General features: G+C 69.4%; 14 protein-coding genes. 2 read left to right on the forward strand and 12 right to left on the reverse strand.

Annotated features, from left to right (window positions below; all coding sequences use genetic code 11):
- Nucleotides 1-16: 16 nt before the first annotated feature.
- The 5 genes from rnr to glnA all read right to left on the reverse strand — a co-directional run bounded on the left by rnr (nt 17) and on the right by glnA (nt 7,298).
- Nucleotides 17-2,404 (reverse strand): ribonuclease R, encoded by a 2,388-nt coding sequence (gene rnr, locus BY998_RS09055; RefSeq protein WP_110351308.1) that lies wholly within the window; start codon nt 2,402-2,404, stop codon nt 17-19.
- Between the two features lie 156 nt (nt 2,405-2,560).
- Nucleotides 2,561-2,899, reverse strand: coding sequence for a hypothetical protein (locus tag BY998_RS09060; RefSeq protein WP_110351309.1), 339 nt, complete (start codon nt 2,897-2,899; stop codon nt 2,561-2,563).
- 62 nt (nt 2,900-2,961) lie between these two features.
- Nucleotides 2,962-3,540 carry an NAD(P)H-dependent oxidoreductase gene (locus tag BY998_RS09065; protein ID WP_110351310.1) on the reverse strand — a complete coding sequence of 193 codons (579 nt, stop codon included), beginning with the start codon at nt 3,538-3,540 and terminating at the stop codon, nt 2,962-2,964.
- 71 nt (nt 3,541-3,611) lie between these two features.
- The gene (locus BY998_RS09070) at nt 3,612-5,546 is read right to left on the reverse strand and encodes an EAL domain-containing protein (protein WP_110351311.1); all 1,935 of its coding nucleotides are present in this window, start codon (nt 5,544-5,546) and stop codon (nt 3,612-3,614) included.
- A 342-nt stretch (nt 5,547-5,888) separates the two neighbouring features.
- Nucleotides 5,889-7,298 carry a type I glutamate--ammonia ligase gene (glnA, locus tag BY998_RS09075; protein ID WP_110351312.1) on the reverse strand — a complete coding sequence of 470 codons (1,410 nt, stop codon included), beginning with the start codon at nt 7,296-7,298 and terminating at the stop codon, nt 5,889-5,891.
- Nucleotides 7,299-7,987: 689 nt separating this feature from the next.
- Between glnA and BY998_RS09080 the strand changes: the two genes are divergently transcribed.
- Nucleotides 7,988-9,034: a glutamine synthetase beta-grasp domain-containing protein gene (locus BY998_RS09080; RefSeq protein WP_110351313.1), complete on the forward strand. Its 1,047-nt coding sequence runs from the start codon at nt 7,988-7,990 to the stop codon at nt 9,032-9,034.
- 241 nt (nt 9,035-9,275) lie between these two features.
- On the opposite strand, the gene BY998_RS09085 is transcribed toward BY998_RS09080, so the two are convergent.
- Together BY998_RS09085 and BY998_RS09090 are read right to left on the reverse strand one after the other, a co-directional pair.
- Entirely contained in the window at nt 9,276-10,205 is a 930-nt protein-coding gene (locus BY998_RS09085) for a glutaminase (RefSeq protein WP_110351314.1), read from the reverse strand.
- A gap of 111 nt (nt 10,206-10,316) precedes the next feature.
- The gene (locus BY998_RS09090; protein WP_009866062.1) at nt 10,317-10,655 is read right to left on the reverse strand and encodes a P-II family nitrogen regulator; all 339 of its coding nucleotides are present in this window, start codon (nt 10,653-10,655) and stop codon (nt 10,317-10,319) included.
- A gap of 185 nt (nt 10,656-10,840) precedes the next feature.
- Here BY998_RS09090 and BY998_RS09095 point away from each other — a divergent pair, with 185 nt between their 5' ends.
- The gene (locus BY998_RS09095) at nt 10,841-12,394 is read left to right on the forward strand and encodes an NAD(P)H-hydrate dehydratase (protein ID WP_110351315.1); all 1,554 of its coding nucleotides are present in this window, start codon (nt 10,841-10,843) and stop codon (nt 12,392-12,394) included.
- Here the strand turns inward: BY998_RS09095 and BY998_RS09100 are convergent.
- The 5 genes from BY998_RS09100 to BY998_RS09120 all read right to left on the reverse strand — a co-directional run bounded on the left by BY998_RS09100 (nt 12,358) and on the right by BY998_RS09120 (nt 17,974).
- Nucleotides 12,358-13,761, reverse strand: coding sequence for an amino acid permease (locus tag BY998_RS09100; RefSeq protein WP_110351316.1), 1,404 nt, complete (start codon nt 13,759-13,761; stop codon nt 12,358-12,360). The two genes, BY998_RS09095 and BY998_RS09100, sit on opposite strands and share 37 nt — an antisense overlap.
- Before the next feature lie 80 nt (nt 13,762-13,841).
- Nucleotides 13,842-14,912: a tetratricopeptide repeat protein gene (locus tag BY998_RS09105; protein WP_110351317.1), complete on the reverse strand. Its 1,071-nt coding sequence runs from the start codon at nt 14,910-14,912 to the stop codon at nt 13,842-13,844.
- A complete protein-coding gene (locus BY998_RS09110; protein WP_110351318.1) occupies nt 14,909-15,577 on the reverse strand; it encodes a thiamine phosphate synthase in 669 nt (222 codons plus the stop codon). The genes BY998_RS09105 and BY998_RS09110 overlap by 4 nt, the downstream gene beginning before the upstream one ends.
- Nucleotides 15,578-15,592: 15 nt before the next feature.
- Nucleotides 15,593-16,660, reverse strand: coding sequence for a class II fructose-bisphosphate aldolase (gene fba, locus BY998_RS09115; protein WP_110351319.1), 1,068 nt, complete (start codon nt 16,658-16,660; stop codon nt 15,593-15,595).
- Between the two features lie 111 nt (nt 16,661-16,771).
- Nucleotides 16,772-17,974 carry a phosphoglycerate kinase gene (locus BY998_RS09120; RefSeq protein WP_110351320.1) on the reverse strand — a complete coding sequence of 401 codons (1,203 nt, stop codon included), beginning with the start codon at nt 17,972-17,974 and terminating at the stop codon, nt 16,772-16,774.
- Nucleotides 17,975-17,986 lie beyond the last annotated feature (12 nt).

Genomic DNA, 17,986 nt, shown 5'->3' on the forward strand with positions numbered 1-17,986 from the left:
GCCTAGCCTCTTCCGCTCAGCGGCGCGAGCCGCGATGGCGCCGCGACCCGTCGCCCTCGGGCGCGGGCGGCGTACCGGGCCGCGCCTTGCCGGAGAACGCCTTGCCGGAGAACGCTTTGCCCGCGGAGGCCTTGCCCTTGCGCGCCTTCGCTTTGGCGGCGACCGCGGCCTTGCTCGGCCTCGTCTTGGTTCCGGTCTGCTTTGCGCCCGAACGGCTGCGCCCCTCCGACAAAATCTCGAAGCGCAGGGCGCCGGCGGTCGCCGCCGCCTCCACGAGGCGCACCTCGACCGTGTCGCCGAGGCGGTAGGTCTCGCCGCTGCGGTCGCCGACGAGGGCGTGCAGGGCCTCGTCGTGGCGGAAATACTCGGTGCCGATGGTGGAGACCGGTACGAAGCCGTCCGCGCCGGTCTCGGCGAGCTTCACGAACAGCCCGGAGCGCGTCACCCCGGAGATGCGGCCCGAGAAGGTGGCGCCCACCCTGTCGGCGAGGTAGCCGGCGATGAGCCGGTCGATGGTCTCGCGCTCGGCCGCCATCGCCCGGCGCTCGGCCGCCGAGATCTGCTCGGAAACAGCATCGAGCATGCCCGGCGTGGTGTCGCCGGGCAAGCCATCCTTGCCTAATCCGCAGGCACGCACGAGGGCGCGGTGGACGATCAGGTCGGCGTAGCGCCGGATGGGCGAGGTGAAGTGGGCGTAGCGGCGCAGGTTCAAGCCGAAATGGCCCAGATTCTGTGCAGCGTAGACGGCCTGTGCCTGCGAACGCAGCACGACCTCGTTGATGAAGGGCGCGTGCTCGCTCTCGGCCACCTGGGCGAGGATGCGGTTGAACAGGTCCGGCCGGAGCGCCCCGGCCTTGGTCATCTTGATGCCGACCGAGGCGAGCACCTCGGAGAGCGCCCGCATCTTCTCCAGCGCCGGCTCGTCGTGGACCCGGTAGATCAGGGGGGAACCCGCCTTCTCCAGGGTCTCGGCCGCCGCGACGTTGGCCTGGATCATGAACTCCTCGATCAGCCGGTGCGCCTCCAAACGCTCCGGCACGATCACCCGGTCGACGCCGCCCTCGGCGTTGAGCAGCACCTTGCGCTCCGGCAGGTCGAGGGCCAGCGGACCGCGAGCGTCGCGGGCCCGCTTCATCGCCGCGTAGGCCGCGTAGAGCGGGCGGAGCGCACGCTCCAGAATCGGCCCGGTGATGTCGTCGGAGTGACCGTCGATCGCCGCCTGCGCCTGGGCATAGGCGAGCTTGGCGTGGGAGCGCATCAGGATGCGGTGGAAGCTGTGGCCGCGCTTCACCCCGTCGGCACCGATGGTCATGCGCACGGCCAGCGCCGGCCGGTCCTCGCCCTGGCGCAGGGAGCAGAGGTCGTTCGAGATGCGCTCGGGCAGCATCGGCACCACCCGGTCGGGGAAGTACACCGAATTGCCCCGCAGCATCGCCTCACGGTCGAGGGCCGAGCCCGGCCGGATATAGGCCGCCACGTCGGCGATCGCGACGGTGACGACGAAGCCACCCTCGTTGGCTGGGTCGGGATCGGCCTCGGCCATCACCGCGTCGTCGTGGTCCTTGGCATCGGGCGGGTCGATCGTGATTAGCGGCGCCTCGCGCCAATCCTCGCGACCGCGCTTGGTCGCCCGCTTGGCCTCGTCGGCCTCCGCCAGCACGTCCTTGGGGAAGACGTGGGGGATGTTGTGGATGTGCAGGGCGATCAGACTGACCGCCTTCTCCGAGCCGAGCGAGCCGAGGCGCTCGGTCACCCGGCCGCGGGGCAGGCCGAAGCGGGTCTCGCGCTCCACCGCGACGCTGACGAGATCTCCGTCGCGCGCCTCTCCCTCCTCGCCGGCAGGGATCGCGATCTCCTTGCCTTGCGACCTCTTCTCCACCGGCAGGATGCGACCGCCGTCGCGGCCGGCGCGATAGACGCCGATCACTTCCGCGCGGTTCTTGCCGATCACCTTGACGACGCGGCCGGTATAGCGGCCCGGTGCCTCCGGGTCCGGCGCCACGCGGATCAGGGCCCGGTCGCCGAGGCCGGGGGCCGGTCGGTTGCCGTTGCGCCCGCCGCGAAGCGCCTCGATCACGATCCTGGGCGCCTCACCATCCCCGTCCCACTGGGCCGGACGGGCCACGAGGTCGCCGTCCCGATCCCGGGAGGAAATATCGGCCAGCACGACGGGAGGCAGGCTGCCGCCCTTGCGGAAACCGCCACGGCCGCGATCCAGCGCTCCCTCCTCCTCGATCTGCTTCAGGATCGCCTTGAGCCCGATCTTGTCGGCGCCTTTCAGGCCGAAGGCCTTGGCGATCTCGCGCTTGCCCACCGTTCCCGGCGTGTCGGCGATGAAGGCGAGGATCTGCTCGCGGGTGGGAAGAACGGGCGGACCCGCTTGCGGATTGATGCGTCTGGCCAAGGGCAGGGCTCGCCGCGCCGGTCCGAACGGGTCCGGCGCGCAGGATTCTTCGATGCGGGAGAGACCGTTGACGATCCCGGCGTCCTGCGAAGATGGGCTCTTGCCCCCTCCGCGACAACGCCGACGCGCTCCCCGTGAACAGGTTCGACGATCCGCTCAGCCCGTGGAAGCGGATTTGCGGATCGTCTCGACTGCCGCGTCCACGTCGAAATCGCTCCCCACGAGTTCGGCGAGGCTGAAGGGTGATGTCCGCGGCAGGGTCAGGTTCACCCGCCCCTCCTCCGGCTGAAGCTCGGGCGCCTCGGCGGCACGGACCGCCAGGGTCCAGGCTCCGTCGATCCGCACCGTCTCCGGTCCCGGCGGATCGGCGGCGAGGGCAGCGAGTCGCGCGGCCGCCGCCTCGCGGAAGCCGAGGCTGCGGCGGTCATCCGAGACCAGGGCCGCCTTGATCAGCTCCGCCAGGGCTTCGCCGACTCTCTCCACGCTCGCGTTCATTCGCCGTCCCTCCGCATCCGCTCAGCCCTTGCGAAGGGCAAACGGAATGCCAGGGGCAGGGTTCAGTACGGCGTGCCGCCCGCGCGCTGCGTCTTGAGCGCCTCGGCGTACCACGTGAGTTCGTCGAGGAACTTCTTGGCGGCACGGCCGAGCCAGTCCTCGGCGGGCTCGCCCGCCTCGCTCAGCGCCTTCTGGACGCGCGGGATCGGCAGCAGCGAGGGGATGCTCGGCGTGCCGAGTTCGGCCAGCATCGCCCGCAGCTGCATCGCCGCGCGCACGCCGCCGTACTGCCCGGCCGAGTAGCAGACGATGCCGGACGGCCGCCAGAAATACTCCTCCAGGAAGTGGTCGAGGGTGTTGGACAGCGCGGGCGGGATCGAGTGATTGTACTCGGCCGAGACCACCACGAAGGCATCCGCACGGCGGTAGAGCGCCGCCAGCCGCTCCAGCGGCTCGGGCGCCTGGCCCTTCGGGTATTCCTTGTACATTCGGTCGAGGAGCGGAAGCTGCAGCTCGGCCGGATCGACCAGGGGCGCCGCGTGGCCGCGGGCTTCGAGCTGCGCGACGAGGAAGCGGGCGGCGCGGATGCCGGCGCGGTCGGCACGCACGGATCCGAGGATGACGGGAACGGTCAGGGACATGGTTCGGCTCGCGGCTCGGAGAGGGGCCGCGCAGACTATCCCAGCGATCCCGCCCCGTCGCCGTTCCGCGATCAGGCCGCGACGGGATGGACCTCCGCATTCGCCTGGATCGCGGCCTGCGACGCGGCCTCGAACGCCGCGATCTCGGCCGCCGGCATCGGCTTGTGGAACAGGTAGCCCTGCATGGAGCGGCAGCCGACCGAGCGCAGGAGCTGCATCTGCTCGCGCGTCTCCACCCCTTCCACGATGCAGTCGAGGGCGAGGTGGCGGCATAGATCCAGGATCGAGCGGACGATGTTCAGGGCGGTCGCATCCTCCGCACACTGGGTGACGAAGCTCCGGTCGATCTTCAGCCGATCGACCGGCAGCCGGTGCAGGTAGCTCAGGCTGGAATAGCCCGTCCCGAAATCGTCGAGGGCGATGCGCACCCCGAGCGCCTTGAGGGAGGTCAGCACCCGGCGGGCATCGCCCAGATCGCGCATGAGGCCGCTCTCGGTCACCTCGAAGACGATCCGGCTCGGATCGACGCCGCTCTCCACGACGAGGGCGATGAGCTGATCGACGGTCTCGGGCGCGGCGAGGTCGTGGGCCGAAAGATTGAACGAGAGCCGGCGGTCGGCCGGCCAGTCCCGCATCGTGTCGAGGGCCTGCCCGAGCATGGCCCGGGTCAGGTCGCGGATGAATCCGCTGCGCTCGGCCACCAGGATGAAGTCGGCCGGGGAGACGGAACCCAGGGTCGGGCTGTTCCATCGCGCCAACGCCTCGTAGGCCTCGACACGCCCGCTCGCCGCATCCACGATCGGTTGGTAGTGCAAGTGGAACTCGGTCGCGAGATCGGCCCGCCGCAGGGCCTTCTCGACGGCGGCCTGACGGCGCAGTTGGGCCTCGTGCCGGGGCGCGAAGCACACGGACGTGCCCCGGCAGCGGACCTTGGCGTGGTAGAGCGCGAAATCCGCCCGCTCCATCAGGCTGTCGGCACTCAGGGCCGCTTCGGGGAAGCGCGCGAAGCCGATCGAGGCGCCGATCTGCGCGTGCCCCTCGCGGATGAGGTAGGGCTCGCGCAGCAGGGCGCAGAGCTGCCGGCCCAGGGCGTCGAGATCGGCATCCGCCTCGACGATGAGGCCGAACTCGTCGCCGCCGAGGCGGGCCACCCAGCCCAGGCCCGCCCGCTCCAGGCGCCGGGCCACCTCCCGCAGCACCGCGTCGCCGGCGCCGTGGCCGAGGCTGTCGTTGACCGGCTTGAAGCCGTCGAGATCGATCACGCCGAGGCCGAAGCACCCGCCCTGCGCCTGGGCCCGCTCGGCGGTCGCCTCCAGCCGCGCCACGAAGGAGCGGCGGTTGGGCAGGCCGGTCAGCGCGTCGGTATGGGCGAGCCGGCCGTTCTCCGCGGTCAGGGCGACGAGCCGGCGGAAGTCGCCGTAGGCGAACTTCTGCATCATCGTCATGCCGATCAGAACGAATAGGTAGTTGATGATCGTCACCTGCAGGAGCGGCGCCCCGTAGACGAGGAAGTAGAGGCTGAAAGGGATGGCGATCGTCGTGAGGATGCGGGCGGCGGTGCGCAGATGCATGAGGCACTGCACGCAGACCATCATGGTGACGGTGAGAAAGAACAGTCCCTGCATGTTTTCGGCGAGGCCACCATAGGCCATCAGCGTCGCCGCCCAGACCGCGAGACCAATCCCGAGCAAGAGGGTCCAGAGGTTGATGACCTGCAGGCGGGCGAAGGTTTCCGGCCCCTGGGACGGTTGCCGGACGGCGCGCATCCAGGCCAGCGAACGCACCGCGACGATTGCGATCAGGAGCACGGGCGGACCGAGGATCAGCTCCGCGGGCGCGAGCCCGAAATGCGTATAGGCCAGCGCGACCACGTTCAGGGCGAGGATCGCGTAGAGGATCAGGATCTGCCGTGCGAGCGCCTGGAACTGCGCTGCCGCCAGAACGGGATCGTTCTCCTGCACGACGTAGAAGGCGCGGAGGCGGCGGAGGAGCCGCGGGATCAACATTGCCGCCTCATCGTCGGACACTCTGATCCGAGGCATAGAAACTAACAAATCCTAATAAATCGACACGTCGGATCCGACGAGACGAGCGTTCGGACGAGCGACGTCGCCTCCGAACTAAGTTGTGACGGATAGTCCCGTCCTGCCCGAACGAAGCGGAATTAGGATCATCAAGAACGGCTTTCGAGCCAAGCCCGATCGCCGCGCCGCGAAGCCTGAGAGCGAATGTTGAGAGGAGACGGCCTGGATCCGCCGCAGGCCGGCAAATGAAAAGCGCCGCAGCCTCGGGGGCCACGGCGCTCGATGGTCTCTCGGAGGGGGCCTGCGGCGGCTGCCGCGAGCGGATTAGAGCGAGTAGTAGTTCACGAACTCGATCGGGTGCGGGGTCATCTCGTAGCGCAGCACCTCGGTCATCTTCAGCTCGATGAACGAGTCGATCTGGTCGTCCGAGAACACGCCGCCGGCCTTGAGGAAGGCGCGGTCCTTGTCGAGGTTCTGCAGAGCCTCACGAAGCGAGCCGCAGACGGTCGGGATCTTCTTCAGCTCCCGCGGGGGCAGGTCGTAGAGATCCTTGTCCATGGCCGGGCCCGGATCGATCTTGTTGATGATGCCGTCCAGGCCCGCCATCAGCAGCGCCGAGAAGGCGAGGTAGGGGTTGGCCATCGGATCGGGGAAGCGGACCTCGACGCGCTTGGCCTTCGGGTTCGTCGTCCACGGGATACGGCAGGAGGCCGAGCGGTTGCGCGCCGAGTAGGCGAGCAGCACGGGGGCCTCGTAGCCCGGCACCAGACGCTTGTAGGAATTGGTGGACGGGTTGGTGAAGGCGTTGAGCGCCTTGGCATGCTTGATGATGCCGCCGATGTACCAGAGGCATTCCTGGCTGAGGTCGGCATACTTGTCGCCGGCAAACAGCGGCTTGCCGTCCTTCCAGATCGACTGGTGCACGTGCATGCCCGAGCCGTTGTCGCCGTAGACGGGCTTAGGCATGAAGGTGGCGGACTTGCCGTAGCTCTGCGCCACGTTGTGGATGCAGTACTTGTAGATCTGCATGTGGTCGGCGAGCAGGGTCAGCGTGTCGAACTTCATGCCGAGCTCGTGCTGGGCGGAGGCCACCTCGTGGTGGTGCTTCTCGACCTTCACGCCCATGGACTGCATCGCGGCCAGCATCTCGCCGCGCATGTCCTGGGCCGAATCCTGCGGCGGGACGGGGAAGTAGCCGCCCTTGGTCTGCACCCGGTGGCCGAGGTTGCCGCCCTCGTAATCGGTGAAGCCGTTGGTCGGCAGCTCGGTCGAGTCGAGCTGGAAGCCGGTATGGTAGGGGTCGGCACCGAACTTCACGTCGTCGAACACGAAGAACTCGGCCTCGGGGCCGACATAGATCGTGTCGCCGATGCCGGTGGAGCGCAGATAGGCCTCGGCGAGCTTGGCGGTCGAGCGCGGATCGCGGGCGTAGGGCTCGCCGGTCGAGGGCTCGAGCACGTCGCAGACGATCGACATGGTGGAGGCGGAGAAGAACGGGTCCATGCAGGCCGTGACCGGGTCCGGCATCAGCAGCATGTCGGACTCGTTGATCGCCTTCCAGCCGGCGATCGACGAACCGTCGAACATGGTGCCGTCCTGGAACATCTCCTCGTCGATCAAGGAGACGTCGAAGGTCACGTGCTGCCACTTGCCGCGCGGGTCGGTGAAGCGGAAGTCGACGTACTTGACGTCATTGTCCTTGATGGCCCTCAGCACATCGGCGGCCGTATTCATGCTGTACGTCTCCTCGGGAAAATCTGAAGTCGGGACGGCGGATGGTGTCCCGTTCTCGGGGCGGTCTCCCGGCCGGTCGATCCGTGGGACGCGGCCGGCCCGATGGATCGCGGAATGCCTCGCGCGGGATGCGCGTGCCTCGAACGCGCGCGCCGCAGCTGCGGCGCGGCGTACTCACCGTCCTCCCGAAAGCCGGGCGGTCTCCGTCCGGACGCTGCGGCGCGGGGGGCATTCCGTGAGAGGCACGTGGCGAGACACTTGGCTCCTGATCCGGGCACCGTCCCCTCTCGCGCCTCCGGCCGGTCTCGCCGGCCGGCGCGGACGATATCGTTCGCGCTGCGCAGTTGCCACCCACCAAAAGGCAAAAAATCCGCGCAGCGACGGTGCTTTCGAGAGCTTTCGTCCCCGTCTCGCTCAGCCAGCGCGGTCGACTTTGCCGCAGGCGCGACGCGCGGAGCGCGGTTCAACTTGGCACATGAAATGCTAGGAGGCAGACCGAAGCGTCCGCCCGCACAGCGGCCGCTCGGGGGGCGGGCAGGCGCCCTGCTTCATCGGTGGATCGGCGCCAGACGCGGCAGGGAAAGCCTGCCGGAGGCGCGAGGGTTCCGCCGGGGATGCAGGCTCTCAACGGCGCCGGTTCCGCAAAGGTTTCGTCAGGACACGGATCCTCAAGGTACGAGAGACTGGGAATGACCAAGTTTAAGCTCGAGTACATCTGGCTCGACGGTTACACGCCGACTCCGAACCTGCGTGGCAAGACGCAGGTCAAGGAATACGACACCTTCCCGACCTTCGAGCAGCTCCCGCTCTGGGGCTTCGACGGCAGCTCCACCCTGCAGGCCGAGGGCTCCTCCTCCGACTGCGTGCTGAAGCCCGTGCGCCACTTCCCCGACCCGGCCCGCACCAACGGCGTGCTGGTGCTGTGCGAAGTGATGATGCCGGACGGCAAGACCCCGCACCCGTCGAACAAGCGCGCCACCGTCCTCGACGATGCCGGCGCCTGGTTCGGCTTCGAGCAGGAATATTTCCTCTACAAGAACGGCCGCCCGCTCGGCTTCCCCGAGACCGGCTACCCCGCCCCGCAGGGCCCCTACTATTGCGGTGTCGGCGCCTCGAATGCCGGCCCGATCGCGCGCAAGATCGTCGAGGAGCACCTCGACCTGTGCCTCGCCGCCGGAATCAACCACGAGGGCATCAACGCCGAGGTGGCCAAGGGCCAGTGGGAATTCCAGATCTTCGGCAAGGGCTCCAAGAAGGCCGCCGACGAGATGTGGATGGCCCGCTACCTGCTCCAGCGCCTGTGCGAGGCCTACGAGATCGACATCGAGTACCATTGCAAGCCGCTCGGCGACACCGACTGGAACGGCTCGGGCATGCACTGCAACTTCTCGACGACGTTCATGCGCGAGACCGGCGGCAAGGAGTATTTCGAGGCCATGATGGCGGCCTTCGAGCGCAACCTCGACGACCACATCGCCGTCTACGGCCCCGACAACCACATGCGCCTGACCGGCAAGCACGAGACGGCGCCGTGGAACAAGTTCTCCTACGGCGTGGCGGACCGCGGCGCATCGGTGCGCGTGCCCCACTCCTTCGTCAACAACGGCTACAAGGGCTACCTTGAGGACCGCCGCCCGAACTCCATGGGCGACCCCTACCAGATCGCCTCGCAGGTTCTGAAGACGATCTCCGAGGTGCCGCTTCCGAACGAAGCCGCCGAGCGGGCCGTCGCGTAGGACTTTCGAGGCCGAACAGCATGACGTGAGACAGGCCGTTCCCGCCGCGAGGTGGGGGCGGTTTTTTGTTTCGTCCCACCCTCCTCCTCATCCTGAGCCGCCCGCACCAGCGGGCCTCGAAGGATCCTCCGGATCCCGCGCGATCCTTGGACGATCCTTGGACGATCCTTGGAGATCTCGGCTTCGCTCCGACCCCTCAGGATGTGGCGGAGGGTTGAATGTCGGGACAGCCGGGGCTCGCTCACCCCCCGAAAATCGACCAGCCCGTGCGTTTTACCAGCATCTCCAGGGCGATACGCCCGAGATGGGAGTTACCGGCCGCGTCGAGCCCCGGTGACCAGACGCAGATCGAAGCCTTTCCGGGCGCCACCGCCAGGATGCCGCCGCCGACGCCGCTCTTGCCCGGCAGGCCGACCCGGTAGGCGAAGTCGCCCGAACCGTCGTAGTGGCCGCAGGTGAGCATGATGGCGTTGATGCGCCGCGCGCGCTCGGCCGAGATCACCGAATGCCCGGCCAGCGGGTGGTGGCCGGAATAGGCCAGGAACAGCCCGGCCGTGGCGAGCTGCCGGCAGGTCATCGCGATGGCGCAGTGGTGGAAATAGACGCCCAGCGTGTAATCGACCGGGTTCTCGATCACGTTGAAGGAGCGCATGTAGTTGGCGAGCGCCGCGTTGCGGAAGCCCGTGCGCTTCTCCGAGGCCGCGACCGTCTCGTCGATGGCGATACCGCTGTCCTGCGCGACGAACTGCATGAAGCGCAGGATCTCGCCCAGCGCTTCACGGGGCTGGTGGCCCGACAGGATCAGATCGGTGACGGCGATGGCACCGGCATTGATGAAGGGATTGCGCGGAATCCCTTCCTCGCGCTCCAGCTGGACGATGGAGTTGAACGGGCTGCCCGACGGCTCGCGGCCGACCCGGCGCCAGAGCCGGTCGCCGACCATGCCGAGCGCCAGCGTGAGGGTGAAGACCTTGGAAATGCTCTGGATCGAGAAGGGGATATCGGCATCGCCCCCGGCGGCGACGCGGCCCTCGCCATCGATCACCACGAGGCCGAAGCCCTGCGGATCGATGCGCGCCAGTTCCGGGATGTAGCGCGCCACCTCGCCGCGATCGGGCCGGGCCCGCATCTCCTCGGCGATGTCCTTCACGATGGTGTCGAGATCGGGCACGGCGTCGCTCGGCTACGGCGCTCTTGCGGCATGAGCGCGGATGCTGCCGGCCCTACACGAAGCGGGCCAGAACCGCGCGTCCCTGCCTCGATGTCCGCGAATGCGGCCGGATCAGATCGCGTCCGAGCCGGTCTCGCCCGTGCGGATGCGGATCGCTTCCTCGATCGTCGAGACGAAGATCTTGCCGTCGCCGATCCGGCCGGTCTGAGCGGATTTGCGGATCGCCTCCACGGCGCCCTCCACCAGCGCGTCCGAGAGCACGATCTCCAGCTTCACCTTGGGAAGAAAGTCCACGACGTACTCGGCGCCGCGATACAGCTCGGTGTGGCCCTTCTGCCGGCCGAAGCCCTTCGCCTCGATCACGGTGATGCCCTGGAGGCCGACTTCTTGGAGCGCCTCCTTCACCTCGTCGAGCTTGAACGGCTTGATGATCGCCTCGATCTTCTTCATCCGGAAAAGCCCGTTCCGCGTGCGTCTCTTACTCCTCCATTTATCTACCATCGCCGGGGCCTGACCGCCACGCCGTTTTGGAAGGAGCCTTCGGTAAGCTGCACGTGGAATATGCAAACAAAGCAGAATTTCTAGGCAATTTCGTCGCAATCGATGAAATTTCAGGCAGAGGATGGGCCGGTTGCATGCAAGAGCGGGTGAAATCCCCTGGAAGCGCGGATCGTCTGCTCACCGTTGAGGCGATGCGCCGGGTCGATGCGGCGGCGATCGCGGCCGGCACGTCCGGGCTGACGCTGATGGAGGCAGCGGGCGCCGCCGTCGCCGAACGGGCGCGGGCTCGTCTGCCGGCAAACGGGCGTGTCTTGGTTCTGTGCGGGCCGGGCAACAACGGCGGAGACGGCTTCGTCGCCGCCCGGCTGCTGGCCGAGAGCGGCTACCGGGTGGATCTGCGCCTGCTGGGCGAGCGGGCGGCCCTCGAAGGCGATGCGGCGCTCGCCGCTGCGGCCTGGACCGCTCCGGTCGGCACGGCCGAGGCCGAACTCGGCGAGACCGACCTCGTCATCGACGCGTTGTTCGGTGCCGGCCTGTGCCGCGATCTGGAGGGTCTCGGGCGCGCCCTCGTGGAGGCGGTCAACCGGGCAGGCTGCTCCGTGCTCGCGGTGGACGTGCCGAGCGGTGTCGACGGCGATACCGGCGCCGTGCGCGGAGCCGCGATCCAGGCGACGGAGACGGTGACCTTCGTCGCGCTCAAGCCGGGCCACCTGCTGGAGCCGGGCCGGAGCCGCTGCGGCGCGCTCCACATCGCCGAGATCGGCACAGGCGAGGCCGCCTTCTCGGCCGGCATCGCCGGGGAAGCGGCGGCACTCTATCGCAACGGGCCGGGTCTGTGGACGCTTCCGCGGCTCACCGCCGCCAGCCACAAATACACCCGCGGCCACGCCCTGGTGCTCTCCGGCCCCGCCTACCGGACCGGCGCGGCGCGCCTTGCCGCCCGCGGAGCCCTCCGGGTCGGCGCCGGGCTCGTGACCATGGCCTCGCCGGCCTCTGCACTGCCGGAGAACGCCGCCCACCTCACCGCGATCATGCTCCGCCCCTGCGAGAGCGCCGACGATCTCGACGACATGCTGGCCGACGAGCGGCTGAACGCGCTTCTGCTCGGCCCTGGCCTCGGCACCGGTCCGGCGACCTGCGACCTCGTCGGGGTGGCGGCCGGGGCCGGCCGCGCGCTCGTGCTCGACGCCGACGCGCTGACGAGCTTCCGCAGCGAGGTCCGTACGCTGGCCCGCCAGATCCGCGACGGCGAGGCACGCGCCGTGCTCACGCCGCACGAGGGGGAGTTCGCGCGGCTGTTCTCGGGTACCGAGGCCGTGGCGGACGGGCTCGCGAAGCACGCGCGCGCGGCGCGGGCGGCGGCGATCGCCGGGGCGGTCGTGGTGCTCAAGGGCGCGGACACGGTGATCGCGGCCCCCGACGGGCGGCTCGCCATCAACGACCACGGCTCGCCGCATCTCGGCACGGCGGGCTCCGGCGACGTGCTGGCCGGCCTGATCGCCGGATTGCTCGCGCAGGGGATGGCACCGTTCGAGGCGGCCTGCGCCGCCGTCTGGCTGCACGGAGATGCGGGCCTGCGCTTCGGCCCCGGCCTGATCTCCGAGGATCTGCCCGAGCTGATCCCGGCGGTGCTGCGCGATCTCGCGATCGATCAGCCGGTCGCGACCACCGCGCGCTTGCGGCCGTAGGATAGGTAGAACATCAGGCCGATGGCGTTCCAGATCAGGAACCAGAGCTGGGTCGAGGCGGGCAGGCTGTAGAACAGGTAGCCGCATCCGAGCAGCGTGACCGTGCCGACCAGCCAGGGGGCCGGCGCACGGAAGGTGCGGGGAGCGTCCGGTGCGCGGCGGCGCATCACCAGCAGGCAGGCGGCGACCGCCATGAAGGCCGCCAGCGTCCCCGCATTGGCGAGCGCGGCGAGCTGCCCCAGCGGAATGAAGCCGGCCAGCACGACCACGAGGGCGGCGGTGAACAGCGTGATCCGGACCGGGCTGCCGGCGGACGACACCGCCGCGAGACTCCGGGGCAGCATGCCGTCCCGGGCCATGGTGAAGAAGATGCGGCTCTGGCCGTAGAAGAAGGCCAGGATGACGGTCGGCAACGCGACGACGGCCGAGACCGCGAGATACTGCGCCACCAGCGGCCGACCGAGTTCGCGCAGGATGAGGGCCAGCGGCTCCGGGCTGTCGGAGAAGCGCGTATAGGCCACGGCGCCGACCGCCGCGACCGCCACGGCAACGTAGATCACGACGCAGGCAACCATCGAGCCGACGATGCCGATCGTCAGGTCGCGGCCGGGGTTGCGCGTTTCCTCCGCGGCGGTGGCGATGGCATCGAAGCCGTAGAAGGCGAAGAAGATGATGGCCGCCGCCGCCATGACGCCCCGCTCGACCCCGTCGGCCTGCACGCTCTTGGGGAAGCCGAAGGGACTGAACGGGCTGAGGTGGGCCGGATCGAAAGCCGGCAGGGCGAAGGCCACGAACACGATCAGCGCCGCGATCTTCACCAGCACCAGCACCGCGTTCACCGTGGCGCTCTCCCGCGTGCCGCGCAGCAGAAGGGCGGCGACGGCTACGATGATACCGATGGCCGGAAGATTGACGATCCCGCCGGCCTCCGGACCCTGCATCAGCGCCATAGGAAGACCGAAGGCGCTCGCCAGCAGGGGCGCCGCGTAGCCGGACCAGCCCACCGCGACCGCGCTGACGACCAGGGAATATTCGAGGATCAGGCTCCAGCCGACGATCCAGGCGAAGACCTCGCCGAGCACGACGTAGCTGTAGGTGTAGGCGCTGCCCGAGACTGGGATCATCGTCGCCATCTCGGCATAGGCGAGCGCGGCGCAGGCGCAGATCGCGCCGGCGATGGCGAAGGACAGGATCACCGCCGGTCCGGCCTTGCCGGCCCCGACGCCGATCAGCGTGAGGATGCCGGTTCCGACGATCGCTCCGACGCCGAGGGCGACGAGGTGCGGCCAGCCGAGCGTCCGGGCAAGGCGGCGCTCTCCGTCGGGCTCCTGCTGCAGGGTCTTGCGACGGAGAAGGCTGGCAGTCATTCGGGCTCCTGTCCACGACTTCTACGGGAAGGCGTGGAGCGGCGACAGTCACATGGTCGCGCGGGCCGGAGCCGCTGCGCCTAGGGCTGGAGCTTCGCCCGTTCGGCCGCCAGGGCCTCGGCGCGCTTGCGCTCCTCCGCATTGAGGCCGGCGGTCGCCTGATCGAGCGTTTCGTCGGAGCGCCCCTGCGCCGCGGCGGCGAGGTTCCAGCCCGCGGCCTCGACGAGGTTCTTCGGCACGCCGCGGCCGGCAGCATAGAGCCGGGCGATGCGGTTCTGGGCGATGGCGTTGCCGCGCTGGGCCGCGTGCAGGAAGTAGCGGGCGGCGCGCGCCTCGTCCTTGGTGACGCCGTCGCCGTTGAACAGCCGGATGGCGAACTCGACCTCGGCGCCGAGATCGCCGTTGTCGGCGGCGCGGCGGAACCACTGCGCGGCCTGGACCGTGTCCTTGGTCACGCCCCTTCCCTGGAGGTAGAGCACGCCCAGCGCGTATTGCGCGGCCGAGATCTCGGCGTCCGCCGCCTTGCGGAAATTGGCGACGGCGGCGGTGAGATCCTCCGGCCGGTCGCTGCCGATCTGGATCAGGGCGAGGTTGTAGCTGGCGCTGGGCTCGCCCTTGCTCGCCGCCTGTTCGAGCCAGCTGCGCCCGGCCTTCGGGTCCTTCGGCTGGCCGCGCCCGTCCATCGCCATCAGTCCGAGCGAGGCCATGGCGTGGGCGTCGTTCTGCGCCGCAGCGAGCCGGTACCAATCCAGCGCCCGCTTCGGGTCCTGCTTCACCCCGAGGCCCTGGTTGTACAACTCGCCCAGCAGCGTCATCGCCGCGGCGTCCTTGGGGTTGGTCTCGATGCGCTTGGTCGCCTCGCGGAAGGCGGTGACGTAGCGCCCGCGCTGGTAGGCGCCGTAGGCCGCGTCCGCGTTCGGGTTCGCGCTCGGCGGCTGCGCACCCTTCGCGTTGGGCGTGTAGGGTGAAGGCAATTCGCGCTTGAGGCCGCCGGCATCCGCCTTGGGCGGAGCGACCTGCGCCGGGGGCTCGCGCGTCGTGGGCGCCTTCGGCGCGGCAAGCAGACCGGTCGCGCCAACCAGCAAGAGCGCGCACGCGCTCAGCGCGGCAGGCCACAGACGCGTCGGAGCCGTCGGTCGGTCTACGGTCATCGCACCGTATCGAGTTGCGCCTGCGCCGTCCGCACGCCCTCGGGATCGCCGAGCCAGAGGGCGCTCTCCAGGGCGACGAACTCCGCACCCGTCGCGGCCAGGGCAGCCACCTCGTCGGCGGCAGCGGCCACGGCGATGCAGGGCGTCTCGAAGATCTCCGCCCACCACGTGGCGCGCTCGCGCACCTCGTCGGCGTCGGGCGCGACCCCGTCGGGAAAGAGGCCGCCGAACATCAGGTAGTCGACTCCGGTCTCGCCCGCGACCATCGCCGCATCCCGCGAGCCGAGCACGCCGCCGGTCCCGAGGATGCGCCCGTCGCGCAGGCGCCCGCGCAGGTCGCGCAGGGCGGTCTCATCCGCCCGGTCGAGATGGACGCCGTCCGCCCCGCCGCGGGCCGCGACCGAGACGATATCGCCGTCAAAGTTGGGGATGGACACGAGCACCGCCGCGCCGCCCGCCTGGGCCGGGGGCGCCAGTTGCTTGACGAGGTTGATCAGGCTGCGTTCGTCACCCGCCGCGAGCCGCAGGATCACCGCCGCCACGTCCCCCGCCCCGCAGGCCGCCTCGAGCGCGTGAGCGGTGGCCTCGGCCTCGGACGCGCCGAGGCCGTAGGGGGTGAGGAGGGCGAGGCGGGGCGCCGGCCCCGCCGTCTCGGTCTCGGCCATGGGTTCGCTTTCGCTTCAGGCGTCGATGCGCGGGTCGAGCGAGCCGCTGGCGTAGCGCTTGGCCATCTCGGCCACCGAGATCGGACGGATCTTGGTGCCCTGGCCGGCGGTGCCGAACTCTTCGAAGCGCTGCTTGCAGAGCTTGGTCATCGCCTCCATGGCGGGCTTCAGGTACTTGCGCGGGTCGAACTCCTCCGGGGTCTCGGTGAGCACCCGGCGGATCTGACCGGTCATCGCCATGCGGTTGTCGGTGTCGATGTTGATCTTGCGCACGCCGTGCTTGATGCCGCGCTGGATCTCCTCGACCGGCACACCCCAGGTCGGCTTCATCTGGCCGCCGTACCGGTTGATGATGTCCTGCAGCTCCTGCGGCACGGAGGACGAGCCGTGCATGACGAGGTGGGTCGTCGGCAGGCGGCGGTGGATCTCCTCGATCACGTTCATCGCGAGCACGTCGCCGTCGGGCTGGCGAGTAAACTTGTAGGCCCCGTGACTGGTGCCCATGGCCACCGCCAGCGCGTCGACCTTGGTCTCGCGCACGAACTTTACCGCCTCTTCCGGGTCGGTGAGGAGCTGGTCGTGGGAGAGTTCGCCCTCGGCGCCGTGCCCGTCCTCGGCCTCGCCGGTGCCGCTCTCCAGGGAGCCGAGCACGCCGAGCTCGCCCTCGACCGAGACGCCGGCCCAGTGGGCCATCTTGGTGACGTTGCGGGTGATCTCGACATTGTAGGCGTAGTCCGCCGGAGTCTTGCCGTCGGCCTTCAGCGAGCCGTCCATCATGACGGAGGTGAAGCCGTACTGGATCGCGGTGGCGCAGGTGGCTTCGTTGTTGCCGTGGTCGAGATGCATGCAGACGGGAATGTGCGGATAGATCTCGACGAGGCCGTCGATGAGCTTGGCCAGCACGATGTCGTTGGCGTAGGCGCGCGCGCCGCGGCTGGCCTGGAGGATCACGGGGGAATCGGTGGCATCCGCCGCCGCCATGATGGCGAGCCCCTGCTCCATGTTGTTCAGGTTGAACGCGGGCACGCCGTAGCCGTACTCGGCGGCGTGATCGAGAAGCTGCCGAAGGGTGATGCGTGCCATGGATCGATACCTCGCGCGGTTGGGCCTTCGCTGAAGCCCTTTATAGGTCACGGAACGGTGGCCGGCCCTCCCCTCCCCGCGGCGGGAAGAAGAGGCGGGGGCGTCGTCGTCTCAGCTCTTGGTTCGCAGGGCCTCGACGCCGGGCAGTTCCTTGCCCTCCAGCCATTCGAGGAAGGCGCCGCCCGCGGTGGAGACGTAGGAGAACGCCTCGCCGACACCCGCATGGTTGAGGGCCGCCACGGTGTCGCCGCCGCCGGCCACGCTGACGAGCTGGCCGGCCCGGGTGCGGGCCGCCGCGTGCTGGGCCACCGCCACGGTGCCGGTGTCGAAGGGCGTCAGTTCGAAGGCGCCGAGCGGGCCGTTCCAGACCAGCGTGCGGGCTTCGTCGATGGCGCCGTCGATGGTGGCGATGGAGGCAGCGCCGACATCGAGGATCATCGCGTCGGAGGGCACCGCATCGATCGCCACCGTCTCGTTCTCGGCATTGGCCTTGAACTCGCGGGCGACCAGCGCGTCGGCCGGCAGGATGATGGTGCAGTTCTTTTCCTTGGCCGCCGCCAGGATGCGGGTCGCGGTCTCGGCGAGATCCTTCTCGCAGAGCGACTTGCCGACATCCTTGCCCTGCGCGTGCAGGAAGGTGTTGGCCATGCCGCCGCCGATCACCAGCATGTCGACCTTGGCGACGAGGTTTTCCAGGAGGTCGATCTTGGTCGAGACCTTGGCGCCGCCGACGATGGCGATGACGGGCCGAGCCGGAGATTCCAGCCCCTTGGTCAGCGCGTCGAGCTCGGCCTGCATCAGCCGGCCGGCATAGGCGGGCAGCAGGCGGGCGAGCCCTTCCGTCGAGGCATGCGCGCGGTGGGCGGCGGAGAAGGCCTCGTTGACGTAGATGTCGCCGTTGGCGGCCAGCGCCCGGGCGAAGTCGGGATCGTTCTTCTCCTCGCCCGCGTGGTAGCGGGTATTTTCGAGGAGCAGCACGTCGCCGTCCTTCAGGGCCGAGACGGCGGAGGCGGCGGCCTCGCCGACGCAATCCGGGCCGAAGGCGACCGGACGGCCGACCTTCTCCGAGAGCGTCGCCAGGATCGGCTTCAGCGAATCCTTCGGGTCCGGCTTGCCCTTCGGACGGCCGAAATGCGCGAGCAGGATCACCCGGCCGCCGGCATCGGCGATCTCGCGGATCGTCGGCACCACCCGCTCGATGCGGGTCGCGTCAGTGACACGGCCGCCGTCCATCGGCACGTTGAGATCGACGCGCAGCAGCACGCGCTTGCCCTGGAGCGGGCCGGCATCGTCGAGGGTGCGGAAATCCGTCATGGCGGCGTCAGA

The sequence above is a fragment of the Methylobacterium sp. B4 genome (assembly GCF_003201865.1).
Classification (GTDB): Bacteria; Pseudomonadota; Alphaproteobacteria; order Rhizobiales; family Beijerinckiaceae; genus Methylobacterium.

What these genes read in the sequence shown, in the direction of transcription:
- BY998_RS09060 (WP_110351309.1), bottom strand. Translation starts at nt 2,899, where the DNA reads ATGAACGCGAGCGTGGAGAGAGTCGGCGAAGCCCTGGCGGAGCTGATC.
- BY998_RS09065 (WP_110351310.1), bottom strand. Translation starts at nt 3,540, where the DNA reads ATGTCCCTGACCGTTCCCGTCATCCTCGGATCCGTGCGTGCCGACCGC.
- BY998_RS09070 (WP_110351311.1), bottom strand. Translation starts at nt 5,546, where the DNA reads ATGTTGATCCCGCGGCTCCTCCGCCGCCTCCGCGCCTTCTACGTCGTG.
- glnA (WP_110351312.1), bottom strand. Translation starts at nt 7,298, where the DNA reads ATGAATACGGCCGCCGATGTGCTGAGGGCCATCAAGGACAATGACGTC.
- BY998_RS09080 (WP_110351313.1), top strand. Translation starts at nt 7,988, where the DNA reads ATGACCAAGTTTAAGCTCGAGTACATCTGGCTCGACGGTTACACGCCG.
- BY998_RS09090 (WP_009866062.1), bottom strand. Translation starts at nt 10,655, where the DNA reads ATGAAGAAGATCGAGGCGATCATCAAGCCGTTCAAGCTCGACGAGGTG.
- BY998_RS09095 (WP_110351315.1), top strand. Translation starts at nt 10,841, where the DNA reads ATGCAAGAGCGGGTGAAATCCCCTGGAAGCGCGGATCGTCTGCTCACC.
- BY998_RS09100 (WP_110351316.1), bottom strand. Translation starts at nt 13,761, where the DNA reads ATGACTGCCAGCCTTCTCCGTCGCAAGACCCTGCAGCAGGAGCCCGAC.
- BY998_RS09105 (WP_110351317.1), bottom strand. Translation starts at nt 14,912, where the DNA reads ATGACCGTAGACCGACCGACGGCTCCGACGCGTCTGTGGCCTGCCGCG.
- BY998_RS09110 (WP_110351318.1), bottom strand. Translation starts at nt 15,577, where the DNA reads ATGGCCGAGACCGAGACGGCGGGGCCGGCGCCCCGCCTCGCCCTCCTC.
- fba (WP_110351319.1), bottom strand. Translation starts at nt 16,660, where the DNA reads ATGGCACGCATCACCCTTCGGCAGCTTCTCGATCACGCCGCCGAGTAC.
- BY998_RS09120 (WP_110351320.1), bottom strand. Translation starts at nt 17,974, where the DNA reads ATGACGGATTTCCGCACCCTCGACGATGCCGGCCCGCTCCAGGGCAAG.